The organism is Streptomyces sp. NPDC033174 (assembly GCF_055577795.1).
Genome location: NZ_JBVIPQ010000001.1, coordinates 390,796 through 414,038 on the forward strand (window position 1 = coordinate 390,796; position 23,243 = coordinate 414,038).

Below are 23,243 nucleotides of genomic sequence, written 5' to 3' on the forward strand. Positions count from 1 at the left end.
GGCGGTGGTGCAGACCCGGTGGCGTGCCTACCGAGGTGCCGCCACCGGGCCGGTCGCCGGGCGCCGGTCAGACGGCGGGCACGCGCAGGGCGGCCAGGACCGGAAGATGGTCCGTGGCCGCTCTGAGGTCGTCGTCGGAGACGCCCGGCAGCCCGAGCGGCACTCCGCAGCCGAGGACCTCGACGCCCGGCGTGGCGAAGATCGCGTCGATGCGCTGGTGCGGGTCGGCGGGGGTGGAGGTGTACTCCGCGCCCCAGGGGCGTACGGCCCAGCAGTCCTGCAGCTCGGAGGCCAGCCGCTTGAAGCCGCGCCCGTCGGGGCGCTCGTTGATGTCGCCGGCGACGATGGCGTGCGGGACGTCCATGGCGGCGAGCCGGTCGAGGAGCATGTCGGCCTGGGCGTGGCGCTCTTCGGCCTGAAGGCTCAGATGGCAGCTGAGCAGTCCGATCCGAGCGCCGGCGATCCGTACGACGGCGGTGGCGAAGCCGCGCCGGTGCAGACCCGGGGTGATCGGCAGCAGTACGTCCTCGGTCCGCTCCACGGTCGCCCGCAGTGAACAGAGCAACAACGGCCCGGCGGCGGTGGCGCCCCCGCTCAGCAGGACGAGCTCGCTCTTGGCGGCGAGCCGGGCGATGTGCTTGCGCCAGCGGAAGAAGCGGGGCGCTTCCTGGATGAACACGAGATCCGGCGCGCAGGCGCGAATGACCCTGGCCAGCGCGTCCTCGTCGTCCCGCATCGACCGGACGTTGTAGCTGAGCACCCGGACCACGACCGAACCGTCCGGTTCGGTGCGGGAGTTGGGCAACGCGGTGATCGCCATGCGCAGCAAGATACGGGAGCGGGGGGACGGGGAGGGGGCGACACGGGGGCGCGGCGGGGGCGCGCGGGCGGGGCAGGGGCGGATACCGGGACGGCCCACGCCCGCCACGGCGCCCGAACGGTCGCGGGACCGGACAGACCCTCGCCCTGGTCGAGGAAGCGCCGGGCGGGTACTGGGGACGGCCCACGCCCTGGCTCGGAGGGGGCGGGACCGGCGGCCGGGAACCGCCCACCCGGGAGGCGCGGCAACGCTTGGGGCCTGGACCGGGCTGGGGCGGATCCGAGCGGGCGGACGCGCGGGAGACAAGGGCCGACACCAACCCATCCCCACGGAACGCGGGCACACCCGGGCCAGGTGGACACCCGGCCGGAACGTCCGGGCGGGTCGGTGCGCGACGCGGGCGGACGCGCGGGAGACAAGGGCCGACACCAACCCATCCCCACGGAACGCGGGCACACCCGGGCCGGGCGGACACCCGGCCGGAACGTCCGGGCGGGTCGGTGCGCGACGCGGGCAGCTGGAAAGCGCGACGTGCCCGGCGATGCGGGGAGCCTGGGGGCGTCCGAAGCGCCCGGGGCTCGGCGGACACCCGGCCTGGACGGCCGAGCGGGCCGAAGCGCCCGGGGGCGCTGGGTGCGGCGCAGACGACCCCCGGCCACCAGACCGTCGCCGCGCGCCTGCCGCCCCCCGGGGCGCGGCAGGCGCCCGAAGGTCAGCCCTGTCGGGCCAGGTCCGCCGCGCCCACCAGGCCCGCCTTGTTGCCCAGTTGGGCCGCGAGGACCTGCGCGTGGGGGCGCCACTGGCCGCCGATCAGCCAGCGGCGGAACGACTTCCGGATCGGTTCGAGCACCAGCTCACCCTCGTCCGACACACCGCCGCCCACGATGAACGCCGACGGGTCGAAGAGCGAGGCCAGGTCGGCCAGGCCCGCGCCGGCCCAGCGGGCCAGCTCCCGGAAGGAGTCCACGGCGACCGGGCAGCCCTGCCGGGCGGCCGCGGAGACGTGCTTGCCCTCGATGCCCTCGGGGGTGCCGTCGCCCAGAGCCAGCAGGATCCGCGCGTTCTCCGGCGTCGCGTTGGCGCGCTGCTTCGCGTACCGGACGAGCGCGCGCCCTGAGGCGTACTGCTCCCAGCAGCCCTGGCTGCCGCAGCCGCACAGCAGACCGTCCGGGACGACCCGGATGTGTCCGAACTCGGCGGCGACGCCGAAGCGTCCGCGGCGCAGCTTGTTGCCGATGATGATGCCGCCGCCGAGGCCCGTGCCGAGCGTGATGCAGATGACGTCGTCGTGGCCCTGGCCCGCGCCGAACCGGTATTCGCCCCAGGCCGCCGCGTTGGCGTCGTTCTCCACGACGACCGGCAGGCCGACCCGCTGCTCGACCTTGTCCTTCAGCGGCTCGTGCCGCCAGTGGATGTTCGGCGCGAAGAGTACGGTGGCGCGCTTGTCGTCGACATAGCCCGCCGCGCCGATGCCGACGGCCTCGATCTGGTAGCCCTTGCCGGCCTCGGAGACGGCCGCGCAGATCGCGTCGACGATGCCTTCGGCGGTCGACGGGGTGGGCACCGTGTGGGTGTCGAGGATCTTGCCCTCTTCGTCGACCACGCCGGCCGCGATCTTCGTGCCGCCGATGTCGACGCCGATGGTGAGTCCCATGTGTCCCTCAGTTTTCGGTCGAGCCCCGCTGAGGCCAACCGTACCCGAGGGGTGCGGTGGCTCCTGTCAGTCCAGGTCGATGTGCTCGCCCGGACCGGGGCCTTCGTCGTCCTTGGTCGTGGGTTCGTCCCTCTTCGCCCCACCTCCCCAGGTCTCGTTCCGCGTCCAGCGGCGCTCGTGCCCCTCGACGGCGGAGCGGTACGCGGCGAGCAGTTCGCCGCCCGCGGCGGCGAGGTGGTCGAAGACCTCCGGGTTGCGCTCGATGACCGGCTCGACGGCGGCCTTCGCCTGGTTCACGAGCTGCTGCACGGTTCCCTGCGCGGCCATCCCGAGCAGCGGCGACTTCATCGACGAGACCTTGTCGGCGACGGCGTCGAACAGCTTGCGGAACTCCTCGGCCGGTGAGCCGGGCTGCTGCCCGTGCTCCGTGCGGCGGCGCGCCTTCTCCGCCTCCAAGTCCTCGGCGCAGGCCTTCGCCCAGGCGTCCGAGTCGGCGGCGGGACGCTCGGTGGCATCGCTCATGGGGTTCTCCTGCGGCGGGACGGAGGTCTCTTATTTCCTTCGACTACCTTCGACGTTACCCGAACGGTGGTACGGCGCTCAGTCCGTCCGGGGCCACAGTCCGGGGTCCGGCGTGAAACGGATGCGCAGGGCGCCGTCGGCGAGCCCCGCGCCGGACACGGTGCAGCGGCGCAGGGCGGACGGCAGCGAGACGTTCCGCCGGAACGGTCCGGCGCGCAGCAGGAGTTCATCCCCCCGGCGGACAAGGCCGAGCTCGCTCTTGACGGCTCCGGGCAGCGGAAGGCACCAGACGAGGACGCCGTCCTCGGCGCGGCGGTCCTCGACCGTCCACCGGGGCGGGGCGACGGGCGGGGCGAGGGGCGACGCTTCCGGGGCGGCGTCCAGCCTGGTCAGGTCGTCGAGGCCGCGCGGATCGCACCCGAGGTGCGGTACGTCCCGTACCGCGACCGGCTCCCCGCGCAGCTCCGCGAGGTGCTTGCGCTGCTGGGCGACGAGTCCGGCGAGCCAGGGGTCGGGGGTCTCGGCGGGCAGCAGCCGGTTGGCGACGACCAGGTCGAGGGCGAGGCCGTGCAGGGCGCAGCCGAGGCGGGCGGCGCGCAGGGCTTCGTCGGCGGCGGGCCCCGGTTCCAGGACCATCCGCACGGAGGTGGTCGGCGCGTCCACGACCGTCTGCACCTCGGCCAGCTCGTCCTCCAGGCGGGCCGCGGTCGCGTAGAGCCACTGGGCGGGCATGGGGACGCCGGCGAGCTGGGCGAGCATCGGGCGCAGGGCGCGGGCGGCCTGGCGCTCGGGCGGCAGGAGGCGGCGCAGGTAGCGGCGGAGCTGCTCGGGCAGGGCGAGTACGGCGAGGGCCTGGCTCACGGGGGGCATGTCGACGACGACGGTGTCCCAGTCGCCGTGTGCCGCGTCGCGCAGGGCACGCAGCAGGGCGAAGGGTTCGCTGCCGGGGAGTTCGGTCAGCTCGGCGGACTCCAGTGGGGCCGCCCCGAGCAGGTCGAGGGCGGCGCCGGCGCGTTCCTGCAGGCTGAGCAGCTCGCGGCGGAAGTCGGCGCCGGAGTCGACGCGGACGGCCCAGAGCCCGTCGACCACCGGCTCGGGCCGGGTCCCGACGGACGCGCCGAGCACCCCGTCGGCCTCACCCGAGACCAGCAGGACGCGCTCGCCCGGGCCGGCCCCGGCGAGCGCGGTGGCCGCGGCGATGGTGGTCCGCCCGGCGCCGCCGGCTCCGGTGACAAGGATGATCCGCATGACGGTCACGGTACCGGCCGTCGGCGACGTCCCGGCCGCCCGGTCCGGACGCCCCTCGACGGCCGAGGCCCTCGGTCGCCTACACCCCGGGGTGCGACTCCACGCGCTTCTTCAGGCCCGCCAGCGCCCGGTCGATGATGACCTTCTCCGCCTTGCGCTTGATCATGCCCAGCATCGGGATCTTGACGTCGACCGTGAGCTGGTAGGTCACCTCGGTGCGGTCGCCGCCGCCCGCCGGCGCCAGGCGGTACGAGCCGTCCAGGGCGCGCAGCATCTGGGACTTCACCAGCGTCCAGCTGACCTCGTTCTCGCCGGACCAGGTGTACGCCAGGGTGTGGTCGTCCTTGATCGCGCCCGCGTCGAGCAGCAGTCGGACCTTCTCCGCGCGGCCCGCCTCGTCGGTCGCGAGCACCTCCGCCTCCTTCACCTCGCCGGTCCACTCCGGGTAGCGGGCGAAGTCGGCGATCACCCCCATGACGTCGGCCGGCGCCGCCTCGATGGTGATGCTCGAGCTGGTGTGTTCGGCCATCGCTGTGGCTCCTCCACTGTGCGGTCAGGCGGGGGTCTGCGGGGCACCTGTGTGCCGCGTGAAGGCTATCGCGTGGCTGTCGCGCACCCCTCACCACTCCGGGCCACCACTCCGGGGCCATCACTTGGAGGTCACAACTCCCGGGTTCTCACTCCGGGTCATCACTCCGGGGTCACCACTCCAGGGTCCACGGCCTGCCCGTCGCGGCGAAGTGCCCGACGTTCACGCACTCCGTCGCCCCTATCCGCATCCGGCGCGCCAGCGGCTGGTGGACATGGCCGAACAGGGCGTACCGCGGCCGGGTCCTGCGGATCGCGTCCAGCAGGGCCCGGCTGCCGCGTTCGAAGCGCCGCGGCACCGTGTCGTAGGTCAGTTCGGGCACGTCGGGGGGGATGTGGGAGCAGAGCACGTCGACCTCGCCGAGCGCCTCCACCTTCGCCGCGTACTCCTCGTCGGAGATCTCGTACGGCGTGCGCATCGGCGTGCGCAGGCCGCCGCCGACGAAGCCGAAGACCCGGCCGCCCAGCTCGATCCGCTCCCCGTCGAGGACGGTGGTGCCGGGGGCCGCGTACTGCGGCCAGAGGCCCGGGATGTCGACGTTGCCGTAGGTGGCGTACGTCGGCGTGGGAAAGGCGGCGAACATCTCCGCGTACTGCGCGCGCACCGCCGACTCGATCGCGGTCTCGCGGTCGACCTCCAGCTCGGACCAGAGCCTTCTCCCCAGCTCACGGGCCTCGTCGAAGCGCCGGGCGGTGCGCAGTTCGACGATCAGGTGGGCGTTCTCGACCCCGAAGAGATCGGGGAAGATGCCGCGCGAGTGGTCGGCGTAGTCGAGAAAGAGCACCAGGTCACCGAGGCAGATCAGGGCGTCGGCGCCGTCTCCGGCGCGCGCGAGATCCTTGGTGTTCCCGTGCACATCACTGATCACATTGACCCTCATGCCTGGCATGGGGTTCACCTTAGAACGTCCCCAGGGGGCCGGACCTGCGGTTACTTTCGAGTGGTCACATGTGTGGACTACTGTGCGCGAAGTACCGCCACACCGCTGTGACGGACGTGTGACGCACAGAACATCTGGCCAGGACCCCCTATCGGGAACCGAGTACTGGTGGGTAACGTCCGGGCAGTCCAGTCGTGCTCACCCCCACCGAGCACCTGCCCGATCTTGGACCGCAGCCGGTGCATCACACAGAGCCGTGGCGCCGGAGCCCGATGAGGAGCAGCAGTCTTGCGCGAGTTCAGCCTTCCGGCCCTGTACGAGGTCCCCACGGACGGCAACCTGACGGATCTGATCCGCCGCAATGCCACTCAGCACCCAGATGTCGCCGTGATGGGACGCAAGGTGGCCGGCGTCTGGACGGACGTCACCGCCAAGCAGTTCCTCGCCGAGGTCCGCGGCGCTGCCAAGGGGCTGATCGCCGCCGGCATCGAGCCCGGTGACCGGGTCGCCCTGCTGTCCCGCACCCGTTACGAGTGGGTGCTGCTGGACTTCGCGATCTGGAGCGCCGGCGCGGTGACCGTGCCGGTGTACGAGACCAGCTCGGCCGAGCAGATCCAGTGGATCCTCGGGGACTCTGGCGCCTCGGTCGCCCTCGTGGAGTCCTCCGCGCACCAGGAGGCCGTGGCCTCGGTGCAGGCGAACCTGCCGGAGCTGAAGGGCGTCTGGCAGATCGAGGACGACGCGGTGGCCCAGCTCACCGCGACCGGCGCCGACATCTCCGACGAGCTGCTCGACGAGCGGATGTCGGCGGCACACGCGGACGACATCGCGACCATCGTCTACACCTCGGGCACCACCGGCCGACCGAAGGGCTGCGTGCTGACGCACCGGGCGTTCTTCGCCGAGTGCGGCAATGTCGTCGAGCGCCTCAAGCCTCTTTTCCGTACCGGCGAGTGTTCGGTCCTGCTCTTCCTGCCCGCCGCGCACGTCTTCGGCCGGCTGGTCGAGATCGCGTCCGTGATGGCGCCGATCAAGCTCGGCTGCGTCCCGGACATCAAGAACCTCACCGATGAGCTGGCCTCCTTCCGGCCGACGCTGATCCTCGGTGTGCCGCGCGTCTTCGAGAAGGTCTACAACTCGGCGCGCGCCAAGGCGCAGGCCGACGGCAAGGGCAAGATCTTCGACAAGGCCGCGGACACGGCCATCGCGTACAGCCGGGCGATCGGTACGCCGCAGGGCGCGCCGCTGGGCCTGAAGCTCAAGCACAAGGTCTTCGACAAGCTGGTCTACAGCAAGCTGCGGGCCGTCCTCGGCGGTCGCGGCGAGTTCGCGATCTCTGGCGGAGCGCCGCTCGGCGAGCGGCTGGGGCACTTCTTCCGCGGCATCGGGTTCACCGTGCTCGAGGGCTACGGCCTGACCGAGTCGTGCGCCGCGACCGCCTTCAACCCGTGGGACCGCCAGAAGATCGGTACGGTCGGCCAGCCGCTGCCCGGCTCGGTCGTGCGGATCGCGGACGACGGCGAGGTGCTGCTGCACGGCGAGCACGTCTTCAGCGGTTACTGGAAGAACGAGACGGCGACCGCCGAGGCGCTGGCCGACGGCTGGTTCCACACGGGTGACATCGGCACGCTGGACGAGGACGGGTACCTCGCCATCACGGGCCGGAAGAAGGAGATCCTGGTGACCGCGGGCGGCAAGAACGTCGCCCCCGCGGTGATCGAGGACCGTATCCGCGGGCACGCGCTGGTCGCGGAGTGCATGGTCGTGGGCGACGGCCGTCCGTTCGTCGGCGCTCTGGTCACGCTGGACGAGGAGTTCCTCGGCCGGTGGGCGGCGGAGCACGGCAAGCCGTCCGGTTCGACGGCGGCGTCGCTGCGCGACGACGACGATCTGCTGGCGGAGGTCCAGCGGGCCGTGGACGACGGCAACGCGGCGGTCTCCAAGGCGGAGTCGGTGCGCAAGTTCCGCATCCTGACCTCCCAGTTCACCGAGGAGGCCGGCCACATCACTCCGTCTCTGAAGCTGAAGCGGAATGTGGTGGCGAAGGACTTCGCGGACGAGATCGAGGGTCTCTACCGCGCGTAGGCGCGGACCTCGGCCGGCCCTCGGGCCGTGGCCGGGTGCATGGCTGGTCCAGGGGGCCGGGGCGGATGCCCCGGCCCCCTGTGCGTCCCGCCGACCGGGGTCCCGTCACCGGTGCCACGGCAGACGGTGCCGGAACAGGCTGCGTCGGGCCGACACGCGTCGAGGCGGTCGGCACCGGGGCGATCGGCGCCGGGCCGAGACGCCTCGGGCCGGTCCGCATCGAGGCGACTGGCTCCGAGGCGACCGCAGTCGCGGCAACCGGCGTCCAGGCGACCGGCGTCGAGGCGTTCGGCATCAGGCCGGTCGGCGTCAGGCGACCCGCGTCCAGGCGACCGGATTCGAGGCGTTCGACAACAGGCGACCCGCGTCCAGGCGACCGGATTCGAGGCGTTCGACAACAGGCGACCCGCGTCCAGGCGACCGGCGTCGAGGCGACCGGCATCAGGCCGGTCGGCGTCAGGCGACCGGCGTCGAGGCGACCGGCTCGGAGGCGACCGCAGTCGCGGCAGCCCGCGTCCCGGCGCCCGGCTCGGAGGCGGCCGACCTTGGGACGATCGGCGTCAGGCGACCCGCGTCCAGGCGACCGGATTCGAGGCGTTCGGCATCAGGCCGGTCGGTGTCAGAGCAGCGCCTTCAGGCGTTCCGCCAGGAGGTCCCAGCGCCACTTCTCCTCGACCCACTCCCGGCCCCGCTCCCCCATACGCCGCCGCAGCTCCGGGTCGAGGAGCAGGGTGGCCACGCGGTCCGCCGACTCCTCGGGCGACCCGCCGCTCACGACCCAGCCGGTCTCCCCGTCCAGCACGGCGTCGGGGGCGCCTCCCGAGTCGCCCGCGACCACCGGGAGTCCGGTCGCCGAGGCCTCCAGATAGACGATGCCGAGCCCTTCGACGTCCAGACCGCCGCGACGGGTGCGGCAGGGCATGGCGAAGACGTCACCGGCGCCGTAGTGCGCGGGCAGTTCCTCCCAGGGGACCGCGCCGGTGAAGCGCACGGACGCGGCCACGCCGGTGGTCCGGGCGAGGGCGCGCAGGTCCTTCTCGTACGGTCCGCCCCCGACGATCAGCAGGACCGCGTCCGGCACCCGCCGCAGGATCGCGGGCATCGCCCGGATCAGGGTGTCCTGGCCCTTGCGCGGCACCAGGCGGGAGACGCAGACGACGACGGGACGGTCCGCCAGGCCGAGCCGTTCGCGGACGACGTCGCCGCCCGAGGCCGGGTGGAAGGTCTTCTCGTCGACGCCCGGCGGCAGCTGCACCATGCGGGCGGCCGCCTCGGGCGTGAGCGCGGCGGCGATCCGCGAGCGTGTGTACTCACCGAGGTAGGTGAGCGTGTCCGTGCCCTCGCCGATCCGCCGCAGCAGCTGCCGGGACGCGGGCAGCTGGGCCCACCCGGCCTCGTGGCCGTGGGTGGTGGCCACCAGCCGGCGCGCACCGGCCCTGCGCAGGGCCGGCGCCATCAGTCCGAGCGGCGCTGCCGCCCCGAACCAGACGGACTCACAGCCGTGCTCGCGCAGCAGCGCGGCCGCACGGCGGGTGACCCTGGGGGTCGGCAGCAGCATCGTCGTCCGGTCCCGGACCACCGTGAACGGCTGTTCGGCATCGAAGGCCGCGGTCGCCTCGATACCCTCACGGCTGTGCTTCCACGTCGAGGCGTAGACGACGAGCTGCTCGGGGTCCAGGCGCAGCGCCATGTTGTGCAGAAAAGCCTGGATGCCACCGGGACGCGGCGGGAAGTCGTTGGTTACGATCAAGGTCTTGTGCATCGCACCGCCGACAGTACCGAACGACCCCACACGATGGCCCGGGCACAACCCGCCCGACATCGCGACACCCGGGACCACGGATGAAGAGGACGAGGTAGGCATGACCGGCGCAACGGGCATAAGACCGCTGTTGGTGTGGGGCCTCACCAGGGCCGTACTGCTCCTGTGTGTCTTCAAGGTCCTCGTCGTGCCGGGCCCGGATGTGACCAGTGACATCTCGGTGATCTACCAGGGCTGGTACGAGGTGCTGAAGACCGGCACCTATCCGTTGAACGACGTCACCTGGCAGTACCCGCCGGCCGCCGCGGCCGCCGTGCTCTCCCCCGCGCTGCTGCCGTTCCTCGACTACGCTTCCGCGTTCTTCGTCCTGGCCTTCCTCTGCGACGTGCTCGTCTTCGGGCTGCTGATGTACACGGCGAAACGTCCCGGCCGGTCCATGCGGGGCGCCTGGGTCTGGATCGTGGGCGTCCCGCTGCTCGGACCGACCTCGTACGCCCGCTACGACCTGATGGTCACCGCGCTCGCCGTGGCGGCGCTGCTCGCCGCGGGGCGCAGCCCGCGCGTGCTGGGCTTTCTCACCGGCGTGGGCGCGATGCTGAAGGTCTGGCCGGTGCTCCTGCTCGCGGGCACCCCGCGCGGCCGCGCGACCTTCCGCTCCTGGTCCACGGCGGCGGGTACGGCCGCCGGACTGCTGCTGCTGTGCACGGCGGCCATGCCGGGCGCGCTGGCGTTCCTGACCTTCCAGCGCGACCGGGGCACCGAGGTGGAGTCGCTCGGCTCGCTGGTCTTCCATGTGGCGCGCCATCTCGGCTGGGAGGGGCGGGTGCTGCTCAACTACGGCTCGGTCGAGTTCCTCGGGCCGTACGTCCCGCTGGTCAGTACGGCCGCTCTGGCGCTGACCGTGGCCGCCTTCGGCTGGCTGCTGCTGTGGCGGGTCAGGGCGCGGGCGTTCGGGCCGACGACGGTGTGCGACGCGGCGTTCGTGGCCGTGCTGCTGTTCACCACCACGAGCCGGGTGATCAGCCCCCAGTACATGATCTGGCTCGTCGGCCTGGCCGCCGTGTGCCTGATCCACCGGTCGAGCAGGATGCGGCGGCCCGCACATCTGGTGGTGGCCGCGACGGCGGTGACCCAGTTCGAGTTCCCGGTCTGGTTCTCCCATGTGGTGGACAGCGACCCGCTGGGTCTGGCGCTTCTGCTGCTGCGCAACGGACTCCTCGTCGCCGCCTCGCTGTCGGCCTGCCGGGTGCTGTGGCAGCAGACCGTCGCCGAACCCCGGGCCCGGATCCAGGAGCGGGTGCCGGCTCAGCCGACCCGCGACAGGACCCTGCTCGGCTCCTGACGTCCAGTACGCCGGTACAGCACGCCGAGGGCCGCGCACTGCGCCGCCATGGCCAGGCCCGTCGCAAGACAGATCCCGGGCAGGCCGAGTCCCGCGAGTGCGTACGCGAGCGGGAGTTGGACGAGCACTCCGGCGACGGTGATTCTGGCCGGCACCGAGCTGCCGCCGGTGCCCTCGAAGACGCCGGCGAGTCCGATGAAGCAGGCGAGCAGGACGAGGTAGGGGCCGAGGCAGCGCAGGAACAGGGCGCCCGCCGCGGCCACTTCGGGCCCGGCGCCGAAGGCGCGCATCACCCAGGGGGCGCCGGTCAGCAGCAGTCCTGCGGCCGCCACGCCCAGCGTGCCCGAGACGCGCAGGGCCTCGCGGCCGACGGCACGCCGCTCGTCGCGTCCGGATCCCAGCAGATGGGCGGTGTGGATGGCGGCGGCCTGGCGGACGGAGTAGAAGGCCATGGTGGCCACGTACATGGCCTTGGTGGCGACGCCGTAGGCGGCGACAGGGGTGGTGCCGAGCCGCGCGACGATCGCGACCAGGGTGAGGGCCCCCGCCATCCGGACGACGAAGTCGACGGACATGGGCAGTCCGGTGACGGCGGTACGGCGCAGGGCGGCGGCCGTCCTCTCGGTGGGCGGCGCCTGGGCGGCGGCGCGCAGCAGCGGGTTGCGGCGCAGGACGACCAGTCCGGCCGCGAGCGCGGCACAGCGGCCGGCCACGGTGGCGACGGCGGCGCCCCGGACGCCGTACTGCTGGATCAGCAGCGGGTCGAGCACAAGGATCAGGCCGTTGGCGAGGAAGGCGAGACGCATGGGGGTGCGGGTGTCGCCCGCACCCTTGAGGATGCCGTCGAGGACGTTCGTGGCGAAGAAGACGGCCGTACCGGGGAGTGACACGGCGAAGTAGCCGGCGGCGAGTCCGACGGCGGTCGGGTCGGCGCCGCCGAGGACCAGACGGGCGAGGGGTTCTCTCAGCAGGAGGCCCCCGATCGCGACGGGCGGCACGAGGAGCGCGCAGAGCGCCCAGCCACCGCCCACGGCTGCCCGTACGGCTCCGGGGCTCGCGGCGCCCCGGGCGCGGGCGACGAGCACGGTGGTACCGGACCCTGCCATCAGGATCACGCCGAGCAGCAGGTTCTCCACATTGGTCGCGACGGCGACGGCGGCCAGGGCGGCCCCGCCGAGGCGGGCGACCCAGACCATGTTGATGACGCCGGCGGCGACGCCGGCGAGCAGTTCGAAGTAGACCGGAAACGCAAGCGAGACGAGCCGTTTGCGGTGAGACACCACGATCCCCCATTACCTCGATTCGAGATATCTCTAAAAGAGGTAGCATGGCGACGACGGTCGAGACAAGGAGAGACGGTTGCTGGAGCTGACGATCCTGGGCTTCCTGTACGAAGGCCCGCTGCACGGCTACGAGTTGAAGGAGCGCATCCAGGGGCTGAGCGGCCATGTGCGCCCCGTGAGCGACGGGGCGCTCTACCCCGCGATCACCCGTCTCGTGAAGGCCGGCCTGCTGACCCAGCACACCGAGCCGGGCCGGGGTGCGGCCCCCCGACGCACGCTCTCCCTCACGGACGCGGGCCGCGAGGAGCTGCTGAACCGGCTGCGCGCCCCCAAGGACGCCGAGATCACCGACGGCCAGCGCTTCTTCACCCTGCTGGCTTTCCTCGGCCACCTTCCGGACCGGGCGGAGCAGGCGGCCGTCCTGCGCCGCCGCCAGGAGTTCCTGCACACTCCGGCGAGCTTCTTCTACCGCGACGGCACGCCGGTCCGCGCCGAGGACGAAGGCGATCCGTTCCGCCAGGGCATGCTCCGCATCGCCCGCGCGACGGGCACGGCGGAGAAGAAGTGGCTGACGGAGGCGATTGCGTCCCTGGAGGCGTGAGCGGGCCCGGCCGAGCCAGCTCCCCGAGGCCGGGCCGGGGCGGTTCCACGAGCCCGAGGACTCGCCGGCGGCCCGAGGAGTCGCCGAGGCCCGAGGGGTCCCGAGACCCCCTCAGCCCAGGCGCTCCCGCAGATACTCCCGCCACTTCGCCGTGAACGCCTCCGGTGTCGTCGACAGCACGGTGTGCAGCGCCTTCTCCACCGCGCCCGCGCGACCCCGGTGCGTTCCCACCTCCCGGTAGAACGCCGTCAGTCGCGCCTCCCCCCACTGCTCGGCGATCAGCTCGCACGCCATCCAGCCGCTCTCGTACGCGCGAGCCAGGGCGTCCGCGTCACCGCCGAAGGCGAAGTCCTCGTCCGTGGGCAGCGCAGCCGGGGTCTCGCCCGAGCGGACGGCGGCCCGCAGCTCGGGGGCGGTCTGGACCGCGCTGCGGCCACTGCCCCGGTAGGCGACCCAGTCCGCGAACCCCTCCGACAGCCACATGGGAGTCGCGCCCGAGGTGGAGGCGCGGGTGGCCACGTGGACCGTCTCGTGGGTGAGCACCACGCGCTGTCCGAAGCCCCCGAGGACCGCGTACGCCTCGGGGTTGACGATCACCCGGTCCGCGGGCGCGTCCGGCGCCCCGCCGGTCTCGCCGGTCGTGACGGCGGCGATGCCGCGATACCCGGCCGCCGGCGCCCCGAGCAGCCCGCCCATCGCCGCGAGCGAGGCCGGCACCAGGACGACCACGCGTCCCGCCCACGTCCGCGGCCACCCCGCCGACACCGCGGGGACCGCCTCGTCCGCCACCGCCGCGATCCCGCGCAGCCGTTCGGTGCTCTGGCCGACGCCGAGGACCAGGCTGTGCCGTCCCCGTACGACCTCGATGTCGCCCTGCTGCCAGAGCTGCTGCGGGGAGTTGTCGCCGGGCCGGTCGGCGGTCACGTACCAGCGGCCGTCCCGCCGGGCCAGGTCGAGCACGCGTCCGACGGTCACCGGACCGGTGTCGTAGCCCTGGAGGCGGTAACTCAGGTCGGCCCGGGCGGTGACGCGGTCACCGGTCCGCTCCACCTCGGTGAGCCGGTAGGACCAGGAACTCAGCGGCACGTCCGCGAGGTTCGACAGCTCCCTCGCGCCGGACGCCCGCAGTGCCGGCGCCGCCGGGTCGAGGGCGGCCAGGTAGCGGTCCGGGTCGTGGGAGAGGACGGCGGCGGCGCGCCGGTCGAGCAGTGCCTGGATCTCGCGGGTGCCGGTGTCCTGCGGCACCGGGGGGGCCGCGCAGCCGGCCACGCCGACGAGGAGGAGCGACAGGCACACACCCGCGCACCGCCGCACCACTCCACGCCCCTGGCCTGCCACGCCTCCGATCGTACGGTCAGACGCGGGTCACCGTGGCGCCCGGCATCATCCCCACGGGGTCGTAGCGCACGGCCGCGCCGGGGTAGGGCGCGTGGATCACCTGCCCGTTGCCCGCGTACATGCCCACATGGCTCGCGTCGCTGCGGTACGTCACCAGGTCGCCCGGCCGCGCCTCGGACAGCGGCACCTGCCGCCCCGCGTACCGCTGGGCCTGCGAGGTCCGGGGCAGCCCGACCCCCGCCTGCCGGTAGGACCACACCATCAGGCCGGAGCAGTCGAAGCCGGACGGGCCGGTGGCGCCCCACACATAGGGCTTGCCGAGGGCCTGCCGGGCGGCCATCACGGCGGCGGCGCCCCGGGCCGAGGCCGCGGGCGAGTCGGAGAGCGGGGGCAGGAAGCCGTCCCGCCCGGACCGGGACGCCCGGTCGAAGGCCTCGCGCTCGGGAGTGGGGAGCGCGTCGAGCAGCCGCCGCGCCTCGGTGAGCTTGGCCTCGACGGTCCGCTTGTGGCGGGCGACTTCGGCCCGGCTGCGCTCCAGTTCGGCGAGGGTGCGCCCGGCCTCCGTCCGCTGCTGGCCCAGGCGCCGCTGCTCCGCGCGGAGCTCCTGCAGCGCGCCGGCCTGCCGGGCGGTGATCCGGTCGAGGACCGAGGCGCGCTCGAGGTAGTCGTCCGGCTCGGAGGAGAGCAACAGCGCGAGCGCCGGGTCGATGCCGCCCGAGCGGTACTGCGCGCCCGCGAGCGAACCGAGCGCGCCCCGCATCCGGTTGATCCGCTCCTGTCCGCGTGCCAGGCCGTCCTGCGCCTGGGCGACCCGCTCGCGCAGCATGTCGGCGCGCTCGTCGGCCTTGTTGAAGTTCTCGGTGGCCTTCTCGGCCTCCTCGAAGAGCCGGTCGACACCGGCCTTGGTGGCCTCGGCCGTGTCGCGGGGGTCCGCGGTCGCCGGTACGGCGCCGAGGGCCGCGGCGGCCGTGGCCGCGGCGGCGGACAGAACGGTGACCTTCGCGCTCCGGGAAAGACCCGAAGCCGGCGAGGGCCGACGGTGGGACGCCACTGACCGCGCTCCCTTCAGCTGTACGCAGGCTGGTGCGCCGCAGACAGTAGCCGTTGACCAGGGCCTCACCAACGAGGGTCGCGGGCACGCACAGTGACGCCCCACCGGAGACCACAGGTCACCAGCGGGGCGTCACGTCAGCGAAGGGTGCGGTAATTCGCCCGATTGGGCGTCGGGTCCGCAGGTGTCGGGACGGCCGGACGGGTCAGATGCGTACGCCGAACTGGAACGTACCCATGTAGTCCATCTTCTCGTAGCGCACCGAAGCACCCGGGTGGGGCGCGTGCAGGATCGTGTTGTTGCCCGCGTAGAGACCCACGTGCGACAGGCTGTTGAAGAAGACCAGGTCGCCGGGCTTGAGCTGGCTGCGGCCTATCTTCACGCCGTCGTTCTGCTGGGTGTAGGTGGTCCGGGAGATGCCCACACCGGCCTGGCGGTACGCCCACTGCGTCAGACCCGAGCAGTCGTACGAGTTGGGGCCCTCGGCGCCGGAGACGTACGGCTTGCCGATCTGGGTGGCGGCGGCCGAGAGCGCGGCGCCGCCGCGCTGCGAGGCCGGGACCTCGTTGCCGAGTTCGACCCGGTCACCGGCGTCACGGCTGGCGCGCTGCTCGGCGTCGCGCATCTTCGCGCGCTCGGCGGCGGTCAGGGTGTTGAGGAGCTTCTGGGCCTCGGCGAGCTTGCCCTGGAAGGCCTTCTTCTTCTCGCCGAGCGTCTTGCGGACGTCCTCGAGGTCGGCGAGCTTGGCGGTCGCCTCGGCGCGCTGCTGGGCGAGCGTCCGCTGCTTGGCCTGGATGGACTGGAGCACCTCGGTCTGCTTGGCACCGAGCTGGTCGATCGCGGACGCCTTGTCGAGGTAGGTGTCCGGGTCGGAGGAGAGGAAGAGCTGGATCGCCGGGTCGATGCCGCCGGAGCGGTACTGCGCGCTGGCCACCGAACCGATGCTGTCGCGCATGGTGTTGAGCTCGGCCTGCCCGCGGGCGACCTTGTCCTGGAGGGCGCTGACTTCCTTCTGCAGCTTCTCGCGTCGTTCGTCGGCCAGGTTGTACTGCTCGGTGGCCTCTTCCGCCTCGTGGTTGAGCTTGTCGACCTTGGACTTGACCTCGTCCTTGCTCGGCTTGGGGGCGGCCTGAGCTCCGGTCTGGGCGGTCAGGGCGACAGCCGCGGCGGCGGTCACGCCGAGCACGGTCACACGGGTGCGGCTCGGCTGTTTGGGACGACGGTGGGACGCCACGAAGGCGAGCTCCTTCTTCCTCAGCCGCCTACCGGGCCGTTGGGGTCGATACCCCGGCTCCGTGCAAGGTGTCCGGCTCCCCCCGTAATCGGGCCGAACTGCACGAATCAGGCGGTTCCTTCGCTGCCATCCCGGATGGATGATCAACCGCGCGAAGGTTTGAGCCCTGACCCTAGTGACCATCTTGTGATCAGTTCAAATCCTCACGCGAAAAATCTTGCCCACGCGACACATTATTTCCGCAGATCACACGCGTAGTAATGAGCACTTGACGTTACGTTTCCTCAATTCGGGCATTGAGCCCATGAGTTACGAATATCAGGATGCGCGCGAAAGCCGCTTCAGCAACAAGGCGGACGCCACAGGTCGGGCACCGGCCTTGGCCACACCGTCGGCGACCTCGCGGTCGGTGGAGACGACCACCACGGGCCGGCCCGGCGGCTCCGCCCGTACCAGCTGGCGGATCAGCTCGTCCGCCGTCACACCGGGCTTGGAGAACAGCACCCGCACCCCGCGCGGCGGCGCGAGCAGGACGGGAGCGGCCAGTTCGGCCCCGTCGAAGACACAGGTGACCTCGGCGCCCGAGCGGGCCGCCAGCGCGGAGAGGCCACCGAGCAGCCGCAGCCGCTGCTTCTCCAGGGGCATCGTCGGATAGCCGGTCTTGGTGACGTTGTAGCCGTCCACGACCAGATGGGCCTGGGGCAGCGCCAGCAGCTGGTCGAGCAGGGCGGGGTCCGTCTCGGACAGGGCGCGCGCGGCGATGTCCTTGGGCGACATCCGGCCCGGTTCGACCGCGTCGACCGTGTCGGCGGGATGGACGGAGACGGGCGGCAGGGCCAGCTCCCGGCGCAGCCCCTGGGCCGCGTCCAGGACGGTGTCCAGGAGCAGTCGCAGGCGCATGTCCTCCACCGAGCGCCCCTCACGGGCGGCCCGGCGGCTGGTTTCCAGGGCGGCCTCGACCTCGCCCAGACGGGCCTTGAGGCGGCGCGTCTCACTCTCCGCGGCGGACACGTGCGACGCGGCCTCCGCCTTGATGGCGTCGATGTCGGCGTGAGTGCGGCGCAGGGCGGCCTCACCGCGCTTCACGTCGCTCAGGGCGCTGCGCAGCTTGCGCTGAAGCGATTCGGCCTCCTTGCGGGCCGCCTCCAGTTCCGTACGCAGCTGCTCGGTCTCGGTGCGGGTCTGCGTCCGGGCCTCGGCGAGCTCCTCGCGCAGCCGCTCCAGCTCACGCCGGCCCGCCTCGTCGGCGCGCTCGGCGTCCGCCCGCAGGGCTTCCTCGCCCGCCGCGGCGACCAGCTTGACCCAGCCGGCCGGACGCAGCACATACGCGGTCGCGGCCACATCGACGGGGTCGGCGGCCGCGGGCGGGGAACCGGCCTCGACGGCCCCCACCAGCTCCGGCTGCGCCTCCTTGAGCCGCTCGCCGATCCGCTGACGGAACAGCGGATCGCTCTCCAGCGCGGCCGCCATCGCGTTTCCCGCGAACTTGGCCCGGCGGGTCGGGGTGAAACGGGCGTACTGTCGCAGCGGGGGCGGCAGTTCGGCGACGGTCAGACCGCCGAAGGCGTCCGAGACCAGCGCGACGACCCGCCGCCGTACGCCTTCCGGCAGCGGGCGGTCGAGCGCCTCGGCGGCGTCGTCGGCCCGTCCGGCCGGCTCACCGCCGCTTTCCGGCTGCTCCACGATCCGTCACCCCACTACCCGTCCTCGTCCTACCGGGCCGCTTCCCCGGGATTCCCGCAGGAACCCCCTCAGGAGGCGGAGCCCGGCCTGTCCACCAGTTCGATCTGGTCCACCCCGTTGCACCAGCGGCAGCGGACCGACTCGATGGTCTCACTGACCACCTCGCGCTCCTCCACTGTCGGCTCACCGGCCAGGTCCAGATGGACGTACTCGACGACCTTGGACGAGCGGGTCACGTCGAAGCGGGTCAGATTGCCGCAGAGCGTGCAGCGCCAGCGGGTCTCGGCGGTCGGCTGTGGAACCGTCGTCATCGGTCCGTCCTCTTTCATGGTGCGCTCGTGCCAGGTGCGGGAGCCGCGGTGCGCCGTCGAACTGCGGATGTACTGCCCGTCACCCTACGGGCATGGGGGTCCCCCCTGCTCGCACGGAGCGGAGCTCGGGGGAGGGTACCCGTTGGCACGGCGAGGCACTCTGTCCGGCTCGGTCCGGTTACGCCATGATCTGTTCATGATCGATCATCGGGGAATCGACTGGCGGCGCCTGGCCCGGAACGTGGTGAACGGGCCCACCGTGACCTACGGCCTCATCGGCGCGTGCTGTCTGATCTTCCTGGTGAGCCCGGCGTCCGGCCTCAATCCGGGGTACGGCACCGGCGACGCGCTGCTGGCGGCTCAGGACGACTACTTCCGGCGCTGGGGCGTGGTGCCGGCGGAGCTGCTGGGCGGTGACCCGAGGGCGCTTCTGACACCCTTCACCGCGCTCTTCGTCCACGGCAACTGGCTGCACCTGCTCGGCAACATGCTCTTCCTCCATGTCTTCGGAGCGATGGTCGAGGAACGGATGGGTCCGGCGCGGTTCGCGCTCTTCTGCCTGGGCTGCGGATATCTCGCGCTCCTGGCGTACGCGGTGGCCCACGCCTCCTCCGAGCAGACCCTCGTCGGGGCGTCCGGCGCGATCTCGGGCGTCCTCGGCGCCTTCCTGCGCCTCTTCCCGAAGGCCCGGGTGACCAGCCTCTTCCCGTTCCTCTTCTTCCTGCCGCTGCGCTTCCCCGCGTGGATCGTGCTGATCTTCTGGTTCGTCCTCCAGTGGCTGGCGGCCCGCAGCGCGGGGACGGGCCCGGGTGTGGCCTATCTGGCGCATCTGGTGGGCTTCGGGCTGGGCTTCCTCTACGCCTGGGGACGCCTCCGGGGTGGGGCTAGAGTGAAGGCCCAAGCCGCGGCGACCGAGGGAGAAAGCCAGCCGTGATCACCGCGATCGTGCTCATCAAGACCAGCGTGGACCGGATCCCCGAGATCGCCGAGTCCATCGCCGCGCTGGACAGTGTCAGCGAGGTGTTCTCCGTCACCGGCACGTACGACCTGATCGCCATGGTGCGGGTGGCCAAGCACGACGACCTGGCGGACGTCATCCCGGGCATGATCAGCAAAATCCCGGGCGTCGAGGCGACGGACACGCATGTCGCGTTCCGCACGTACTCGCAGCACGACCTGGAGGCGGCGTTCGCGATCGGCCTCGACGCGTAGCCCTGGGGCGGGCGGCAGACCGGATCGCGCCGGGGGCCCCGGCCTCGGGTTCTGCCGCACGGGCGGGCGCGGGCGGGAAACACCGGGCGGCGGGCCGCCGGCCGCATCCCCGGACATCGTGCGGGCAGACCCACCGGGCGGCCGGCCGCCAGGACTCCCCCGCGGGGAGACCGCCTCAGCTCAGTGCCATCCCACGGCGGGCGGCAGCCCGATCGCAGCCGCAGGCGGCGTCGTGCCGGCCACATCCCCGCACGTCGTGCGGGAGCCCACCGGCGGCCGGCCGCCAGGACACCCCCGCGGGGAGACCGCCTCAGCTCAGTGCCAACCCCGGGCGGGCGGCAGCCCGATCGCAGCCGCAGGCGGCGTCGTGCCGGCCACATCCCCGCACGTCGTGCGGGAGCCCACCGGCGGCCGGCCGCCGACGGCGGACGCCCCACGGGAAAACCCGTACCTCTGCCCCATCTCCCGCACGGGCGGCGCGGTGGGAAAACCGGGCGGCGCGGCGCCGGCCGCATCCTCGGACGGTGTGCGGGCGGACCCGCCGGGCGGCGGGACGCCCCACGGGAGGACCCGTACCTCTGCTCACTCCGCGCACCCGCCGGGTGCGTTCACTCGGACGGGGGACCCGGCGTCGTGGGGGTCAGCCGCGGGCCGGGACGCAACGGCCGTCCTCCGTGCGGTAGTTCCACTTCGCACCCTCCCGCACCAGCTCCTTGACCGCGCCCACGAACCGCTCCACGTGCTCGTCCGGCGTGCCCGCCCCGAAGCTCACGCGGAGCGCGTTCAGCGCGGGGGCGCCACCCGGCTCAGCCTCCGGCGCCCCGCACTCGCCGATGTCCTGCGGGTCGCTGCCCAGCAGCGTGCGGACCAGCGGGTGCGCGCAGAAGAGACCGTCACGGACGCCGATTCCGTACTCCGCCGAGAGCGCCGCGGCGAAGTGCGAGCTGTTCCACCCGTCGACGACGAACGAGATGACCCCCACGCGCGGCGCGTCGTCGCCGAAGAGCGAGAGGACCCTGACCTCCGGGACCTCGGCGAGCCCCTCGCGGACCTTCGCGATCAGGTGCTGCTCACGCTCCACGAGCCCGTCGAAGCCGGCCTCGGTCAGCGTCTTGCAGGCGGAGGCGAGGGCGTACACACCGATGACGTTCGGCGAACCGGCTTCGTGCCGGGCCGCCGTCGTGTGCCACTCGACGTCGACGCCCCCGTCCGTCCGCCGCGCGACCTTGCGCGACGCACCGCCGCCCGCGAGGTACGGCTCGGCACTCTGCAGCCAGTCCGCACGGCCCGCGAGGACGCCCGACCCGAACGGCGCGTACAGCTTGTGCCCGGAGAAGGCGACCCAGTCGACGTCCAACTCGGCGATGTCCACGGGGTGGTGAGGCGCGAGCTGCGCCGCGTCGAGGACGATCCGGGCGCCGTGCGCGTGCGCGGCGGCGGCCAGTTCCCGCACCGGCCACAGTTCACCGGTGACATTGGACGCTCCGGTGACACAGACCAGCGCGGGGCCGTACGGGTCACGGTCGGCGAGCGCCCGCTCCAGCGTCTCGACCGCTTGGACCGGCGTACGGGGGGCGCTGAGGTACGTCACCCGCGCGTCCTTCCCCCTACGCCCTGCGGCGTGGGGGGACCCCCACGGCAGCAGCGAGGCGTGGTGCTCGGTCTCGAAGACGAAGACCTGGCAGTCGGCCGGGAGGGCGGCGGCCAGCAGGTTCAGGGAGTCGGTCGTCGACCGGGTGAAGACGACCTGGTCGCCCGGGCGGCAGCCGAGGAACTCGGCGACCGTGACACGGCTGTTCTCGAAGAGGTCGGTGGAGAGCTGTGAGAGGTACCCGGCGCCCCGGTGCACGCTGCCGTAGTACGGGGCGTACGCGGCGACGTCGTCCCACACCCGCTGGAGGGCCGGGGCGCTGGCGGCGTAGTCGAGCGCGGCGTAGGTGACCTCGCCACCCGTCACGAGCGGCACGGTGACATCGCGGCCGAGGACCGGCAGCGGCGCGGCGCAGCAGGGGTCACCGGCGTCGGCGGAGGAAGAGGAGGACGTGGAGGTGGCGGCGTTCGGGTACGCGGACATGGCGGTATCTCCCGGCAGGAATGGTGAACGGCTTCAGGAACCCGCGCGGCAGATCAACGGCCGTGCCGCATACGGGGGTTGCCTCAACACACGGCCGAGTCGCCGCATGGAGGGTGTGCTGAAGGAGGGGCTTTCGAAGCCCTATCGCATTCGCTTGCTCACGAGACTGCTCCCTTGAGGACCAGGACCCCAGGGGCTGTGACATCGAACGATGTCCAGGGGCCCGCGCTTGCCGTAGACCTTGCTGCCTACGGCCTGGTCTTCACCCGGGGCACCCCGCCACGGACGGAGGGTTGCCGGACAGCGAGCCGGGGCCGTAATCGCTGTCACTCATGACCTTGGGGAGCATCTTGCCATACGAGAGGAAACGCGCAAGGCGCGGTCCAGAATCTGGGACCGCGCCCCCGCACGCGCCGCCGATCGGCACCGCGCACCGCGCGAACCGCGCGTCCTCAGGCGTTGCTCGCGGCCACCCAGCGCTCCAGCGCCGCGCGGGCCGCTCCCGAGTCGATCGACTCCGCGGCCTTCGCCATCCCCGCCCTGATCTGCTCCGCCAGCGGCGCCTCCGTCGGGGCGAGCGCGACCAGCGCCGCCGCCGAGTTGAGCAGGACCGCGTCCCGTACGGGCCCGGTTTCCCCGGAGAGCAGCCGGCGGGCCACATCCGCGTTGTACGAGGCGTCGGCGCCGCGCAGCGCCTCCACCGGCACCAGCTCTATGCCGACGTCCCTCGGGTCGAAGGCCTCCTCGCGCACCGCCCCGTCCCGCACCACCCACACGCGTGACGTGGCCGTCGTGGTCAACTCGTCCAGGCCGTCGTCGCCACGGAAGACCAGCGCGCTGGAGCCGCGCTCGGCGAGCACTCCGGCCATGATCGGCGCCATCCGCTCGTCGGCGACACCGGTGGCCTGCGCCTTGACCCGGGCCGGGTTGGTGAGGGGCCCGAGGAAGTTGAAGGTGGTCCGGATGCCGAGTTCCTTGCGGGCCGCCGCGACATGGCGCAGCGCCGGGTGGAACTTCACGGCGAAGCAGAAGGTGATCCCGGCTTCCTCGGCGACCTCGGCGACCCGCGCCGGCGTCAGCTCCAGATTGACGCCGAGCTTCTCCAGGACGTCCGAGGCGCCGGAGGCCGAGGAGGCGGCACGGTTGCCGTGCTTGACGACCTTGGCGCCGGTGCCCGCGACGACGATCGCGGACATCGTGGAGATGTTGACGGTCTTGGCGCCGTCGCCGCCGGTGCCGACGATGTCGACGCTGGGCCCGGGCACCTCGATGGTGCGGGCGTGCTGGTACATGGTGCGTACGAGCCCGGAGATCTCCTCGACGGTCTCGCCCTTGGCCCGCAGCGCCACCGCGAAGCCGGCGATCTGGGCATCGGTGGCCTCGCCGCGCAGGATGCGGTCCATGGCCCAGGCGGTGTCCTCGGCGCTCTGGTCGCGTCCGGTGAGCAGTCCCTCCAGTACGGCCGGCCAGGAGCGGCCCGCCGTGGTAGGTCCTCCAGCGGGGGTCACAGCGCTCATGGTCGCTCCTGGGTCCATACGGATAAGGGTGTCTCCA

Annotated in this window: 20 protein-coding genes and 1 riboswitch; of the genes, 5 read left to right on the forward strand and 15 right to left on the reverse strand. The window is 72.6% G+C overall.

What is annotated here, in order from left to right; translation table 11 throughout:
• Positions 1 to 67: 67 nt before the first annotated feature.
• The 6 genes from ACZ5VC_RS01860 to ACZ5VC_RS01885 form a co-directional block, all read right to left on the reverse strand.
• On the reverse strand, positions 68 to 820 hold the full coding sequence (locus ACZ5VC_RS01860) for an endonuclease/exonuclease/phosphatase family protein (protein ID WP_469118160.1): 753 nt from the start codon (positions 818 to 820) through the stop codon (positions 68 to 70).
• Positions 821 to 1,532: 712 nt separating this feature from the next.
• Positions 1,533 to 2,474, reverse strand: coding sequence for an ROK family glucokinase (locus ACZ5VC_RS01865; protein WP_468705025.1), 942 nt, complete (start codon positions 2,472 to 2,474; stop codon positions 1,533 to 1,535).
• A gap of 66 nt (positions 2,475 to 2,540) precedes the next feature.
• Positions 2,541 to 2,996, reverse strand: coding sequence for a DUF5304 domain-containing protein (locus ACZ5VC_RS01870; protein ID WP_469118161.1), 456 nt, complete (start codon positions 2,994 to 2,996; stop codon positions 2,541 to 2,543).
• Positions 2,997 to 3,074: 78 nt separating this feature from the next.
• On the reverse strand, positions 3,075 to 4,244 hold the full coding sequence (locus ACZ5VC_RS01875) for an ArsA family ATPase (RefSeq protein WP_469118162.1): 1,170 nt from the start codon (positions 4,242 to 4,244) through the stop codon (positions 3,075 to 3,077).
• 79 nt (positions 4,245 to 4,323) lie between these two features.
• The gene (locus ACZ5VC_RS01880; protein WP_469118163.1) at positions 4,324 to 4,773 is read right to left on the reverse strand and encodes an SRPBCC family protein; all 450 of its coding nucleotides are present in this window, start codon (positions 4,771 to 4,773) and stop codon (positions 4,324 to 4,326) included.
• A gap of 172 nt (positions 4,774 to 4,945) precedes the next feature.
• The gene (locus ACZ5VC_RS01885; protein WP_468706209.1) at positions 4,946 to 5,701 is read right to left on the reverse strand and encodes a metallophosphoesterase family protein; all 756 of its coding nucleotides are present in this window, start codon (positions 5,699 to 5,701) and stop codon (positions 4,946 to 4,948) included.
• A gap of 300 nt (positions 5,702 to 6,001) precedes the next feature.
• Here ACZ5VC_RS01885 and ACZ5VC_RS01890 point away from each other — a divergent pair, with 300 nt between their 5' ends.
• Positions 6,002 to 7,798, forward strand: a complete 1,797-nt coding sequence (locus ACZ5VC_RS01890) for an AMP-dependent synthetase/ligase (protein ID WP_469118164.1) — start codon at positions 6,002 to 6,004, stop codon at positions 7,796 to 7,798.
• Between the two features lie 619 nt (positions 7,799 to 8,417).
• Here the strand turns inward: ACZ5VC_RS01890 and ACZ5VC_RS01895 are convergent.
• Positions 8,418 to 9,560, reverse strand: coding sequence for a glycosyltransferase family 4 protein (locus ACZ5VC_RS01895; protein ID WP_469118165.1), 1,143 nt, complete (start codon positions 9,558 to 9,560; stop codon positions 8,418 to 8,420).
• A 100-nt stretch (positions 9,561 to 9,660) separates the two neighbouring features.
• On the opposite strand from ACZ5VC_RS01895, the gene ACZ5VC_RS01900 reads away from it, so the two are divergent.
• Complete coding sequence (locus tag ACZ5VC_RS01900) at positions 9,661 to 10,902, forward strand: glycosyltransferase 87 family protein (protein ID WP_469118166.1); 1,242 nt, start codon at positions 9,661 to 9,663, stop codon at positions 10,900 to 10,902.
• Here the strand turns inward: ACZ5VC_RS01900 and ACZ5VC_RS01905 are convergent.
• Positions 10,866 to 12,185, reverse strand: coding sequence for an MATE family efflux transporter (locus tag ACZ5VC_RS01905; RefSeq protein ID WP_469118167.1), 1,320 nt, complete (start codon positions 12,183 to 12,185; stop codon positions 10,866 to 10,868). The genes ACZ5VC_RS01900 and ACZ5VC_RS01905 overlap by 37 nt on opposite strands.
• A 76-nt stretch (positions 12,186 to 12,261) precedes the next feature.
• Here ACZ5VC_RS01905 and ACZ5VC_RS01910 point away from each other — a divergent pair, with 76 nt between their 5' ends.
• A complete protein-coding gene (locus tag ACZ5VC_RS01910) occupies positions 12,262 to 12,786 on the forward strand; it encodes a PadR family transcriptional regulator (RefSeq protein WP_469118168.1) in 525 nt (174 codons plus the stop codon).
• A gap of 111 nt (positions 12,787 to 12,897) precedes the next feature.
• Here the strand turns inward: ACZ5VC_RS01910 and ACZ5VC_RS01915 are convergent, their stop codons facing one another.
• From ACZ5VC_RS01915 to ACZ5VC_RS01935, 5 genes are all read right to left on the reverse strand, one after another.
• Entirely contained in the window at positions 12,898 to 14,124 is a 1,227-nt protein-coding gene (locus ACZ5VC_RS01915) for a hypothetical protein (protein WP_469118169.1), read from the reverse strand.
• Between the two features lie 16 nt (positions 14,125 to 14,140).
• Positions 14,141 to 15,175 (reverse strand): C40 family peptidase, encoded by a 1,035-nt coding sequence (locus tag ACZ5VC_RS01920; RefSeq protein WP_469118170.1) that lies wholly within the window; start codon positions 15,173 to 15,175, stop codon positions 14,141 to 14,143.
• A gap of 205 nt (positions 15,176 to 15,380) precedes the next feature.
• A complete protein-coding gene (locus ACZ5VC_RS01925) occupies positions 15,381 to 16,409 on the reverse strand; it encodes a C40 family peptidase (protein ID WP_468705047.1) in 1,029 nt (342 codons plus the stop codon).
• 318 nt (positions 16,410 to 16,727) lie between these two features.
• Positions 16,728 to 18,092: an NYN domain-containing protein gene (locus ACZ5VC_RS01930; RefSeq protein ID WP_469118171.1), complete on the reverse strand. Its 1,365-nt coding sequence runs from the start codon at positions 18,090 to 18,092 to the stop codon at positions 16,728 to 16,730.
• A 68-nt stretch (positions 18,093 to 18,160) separates the two neighbouring features.
• The gene (locus tag ACZ5VC_RS01935) at positions 18,161 to 18,403 is read right to left on the reverse strand and encodes a hypothetical protein (RefSeq protein WP_469118172.1); all 243 of its coding nucleotides are present in this window, start codon (positions 18,401 to 18,403) and stop codon (positions 18,161 to 18,163) included.
• Positions 18,404 to 18,599: 196 nt separating this feature from the next.
• Between ACZ5VC_RS01935 and ACZ5VC_RS01940 the strand changes: the two genes are divergently transcribed.
• Together ACZ5VC_RS01940 and ACZ5VC_RS01945 are read left to right on the forward strand one after the other, a co-directional pair.
• A complete protein-coding gene (locus ACZ5VC_RS01940; RefSeq protein WP_469118173.1) occupies positions 18,600 to 19,337 on the forward strand; it encodes a rhomboid family intramembrane serine protease in 738 nt (245 codons plus the stop codon).
• Complete coding sequence (locus tag ACZ5VC_RS01945; protein ID WP_468705055.1) at positions 19,334 to 19,615, forward strand: Lrp/AsnC family transcriptional regulator; 282 nt, start codon at positions 19,334 to 19,336, stop codon at positions 19,613 to 19,615. Before ACZ5VC_RS01940 ends, ACZ5VC_RS01945 begins: the two co-directional genes overlap by 4 nt.
• Before the next feature lie 640 nt (positions 19,616 to 20,255).
• Here the strand turns inward: ACZ5VC_RS01945 and ACZ5VC_RS01950 are convergent.
• A complete protein-coding gene (locus ACZ5VC_RS01950) occupies positions 20,256 to 21,689 on the reverse strand; it encodes an aminotransferase class V-fold PLP-dependent enzyme (RefSeq protein ID WP_469118174.1) in 1,434 nt (477 codons plus the stop codon).
• A gap of 220 nt (positions 21,690 to 21,909) precedes the next feature.
• Positions 21,910 to 22,027, reverse strand: a riboswitch (SAM riboswitch).
• A gap of 114 nt (positions 22,028 to 22,141) precedes the next feature.
• Positions 22,142 to 23,206, reverse strand: a complete 1,065-nt coding sequence (gene trpD, locus ACZ5VC_RS01955; protein WP_469118175.1) for an anthranilate phosphoribosyltransferase — start codon at positions 23,204 to 23,206, stop codon at positions 22,142 to 22,144.
• Positions 23,207 to 23,243 lie beyond the last annotated feature (37 nt).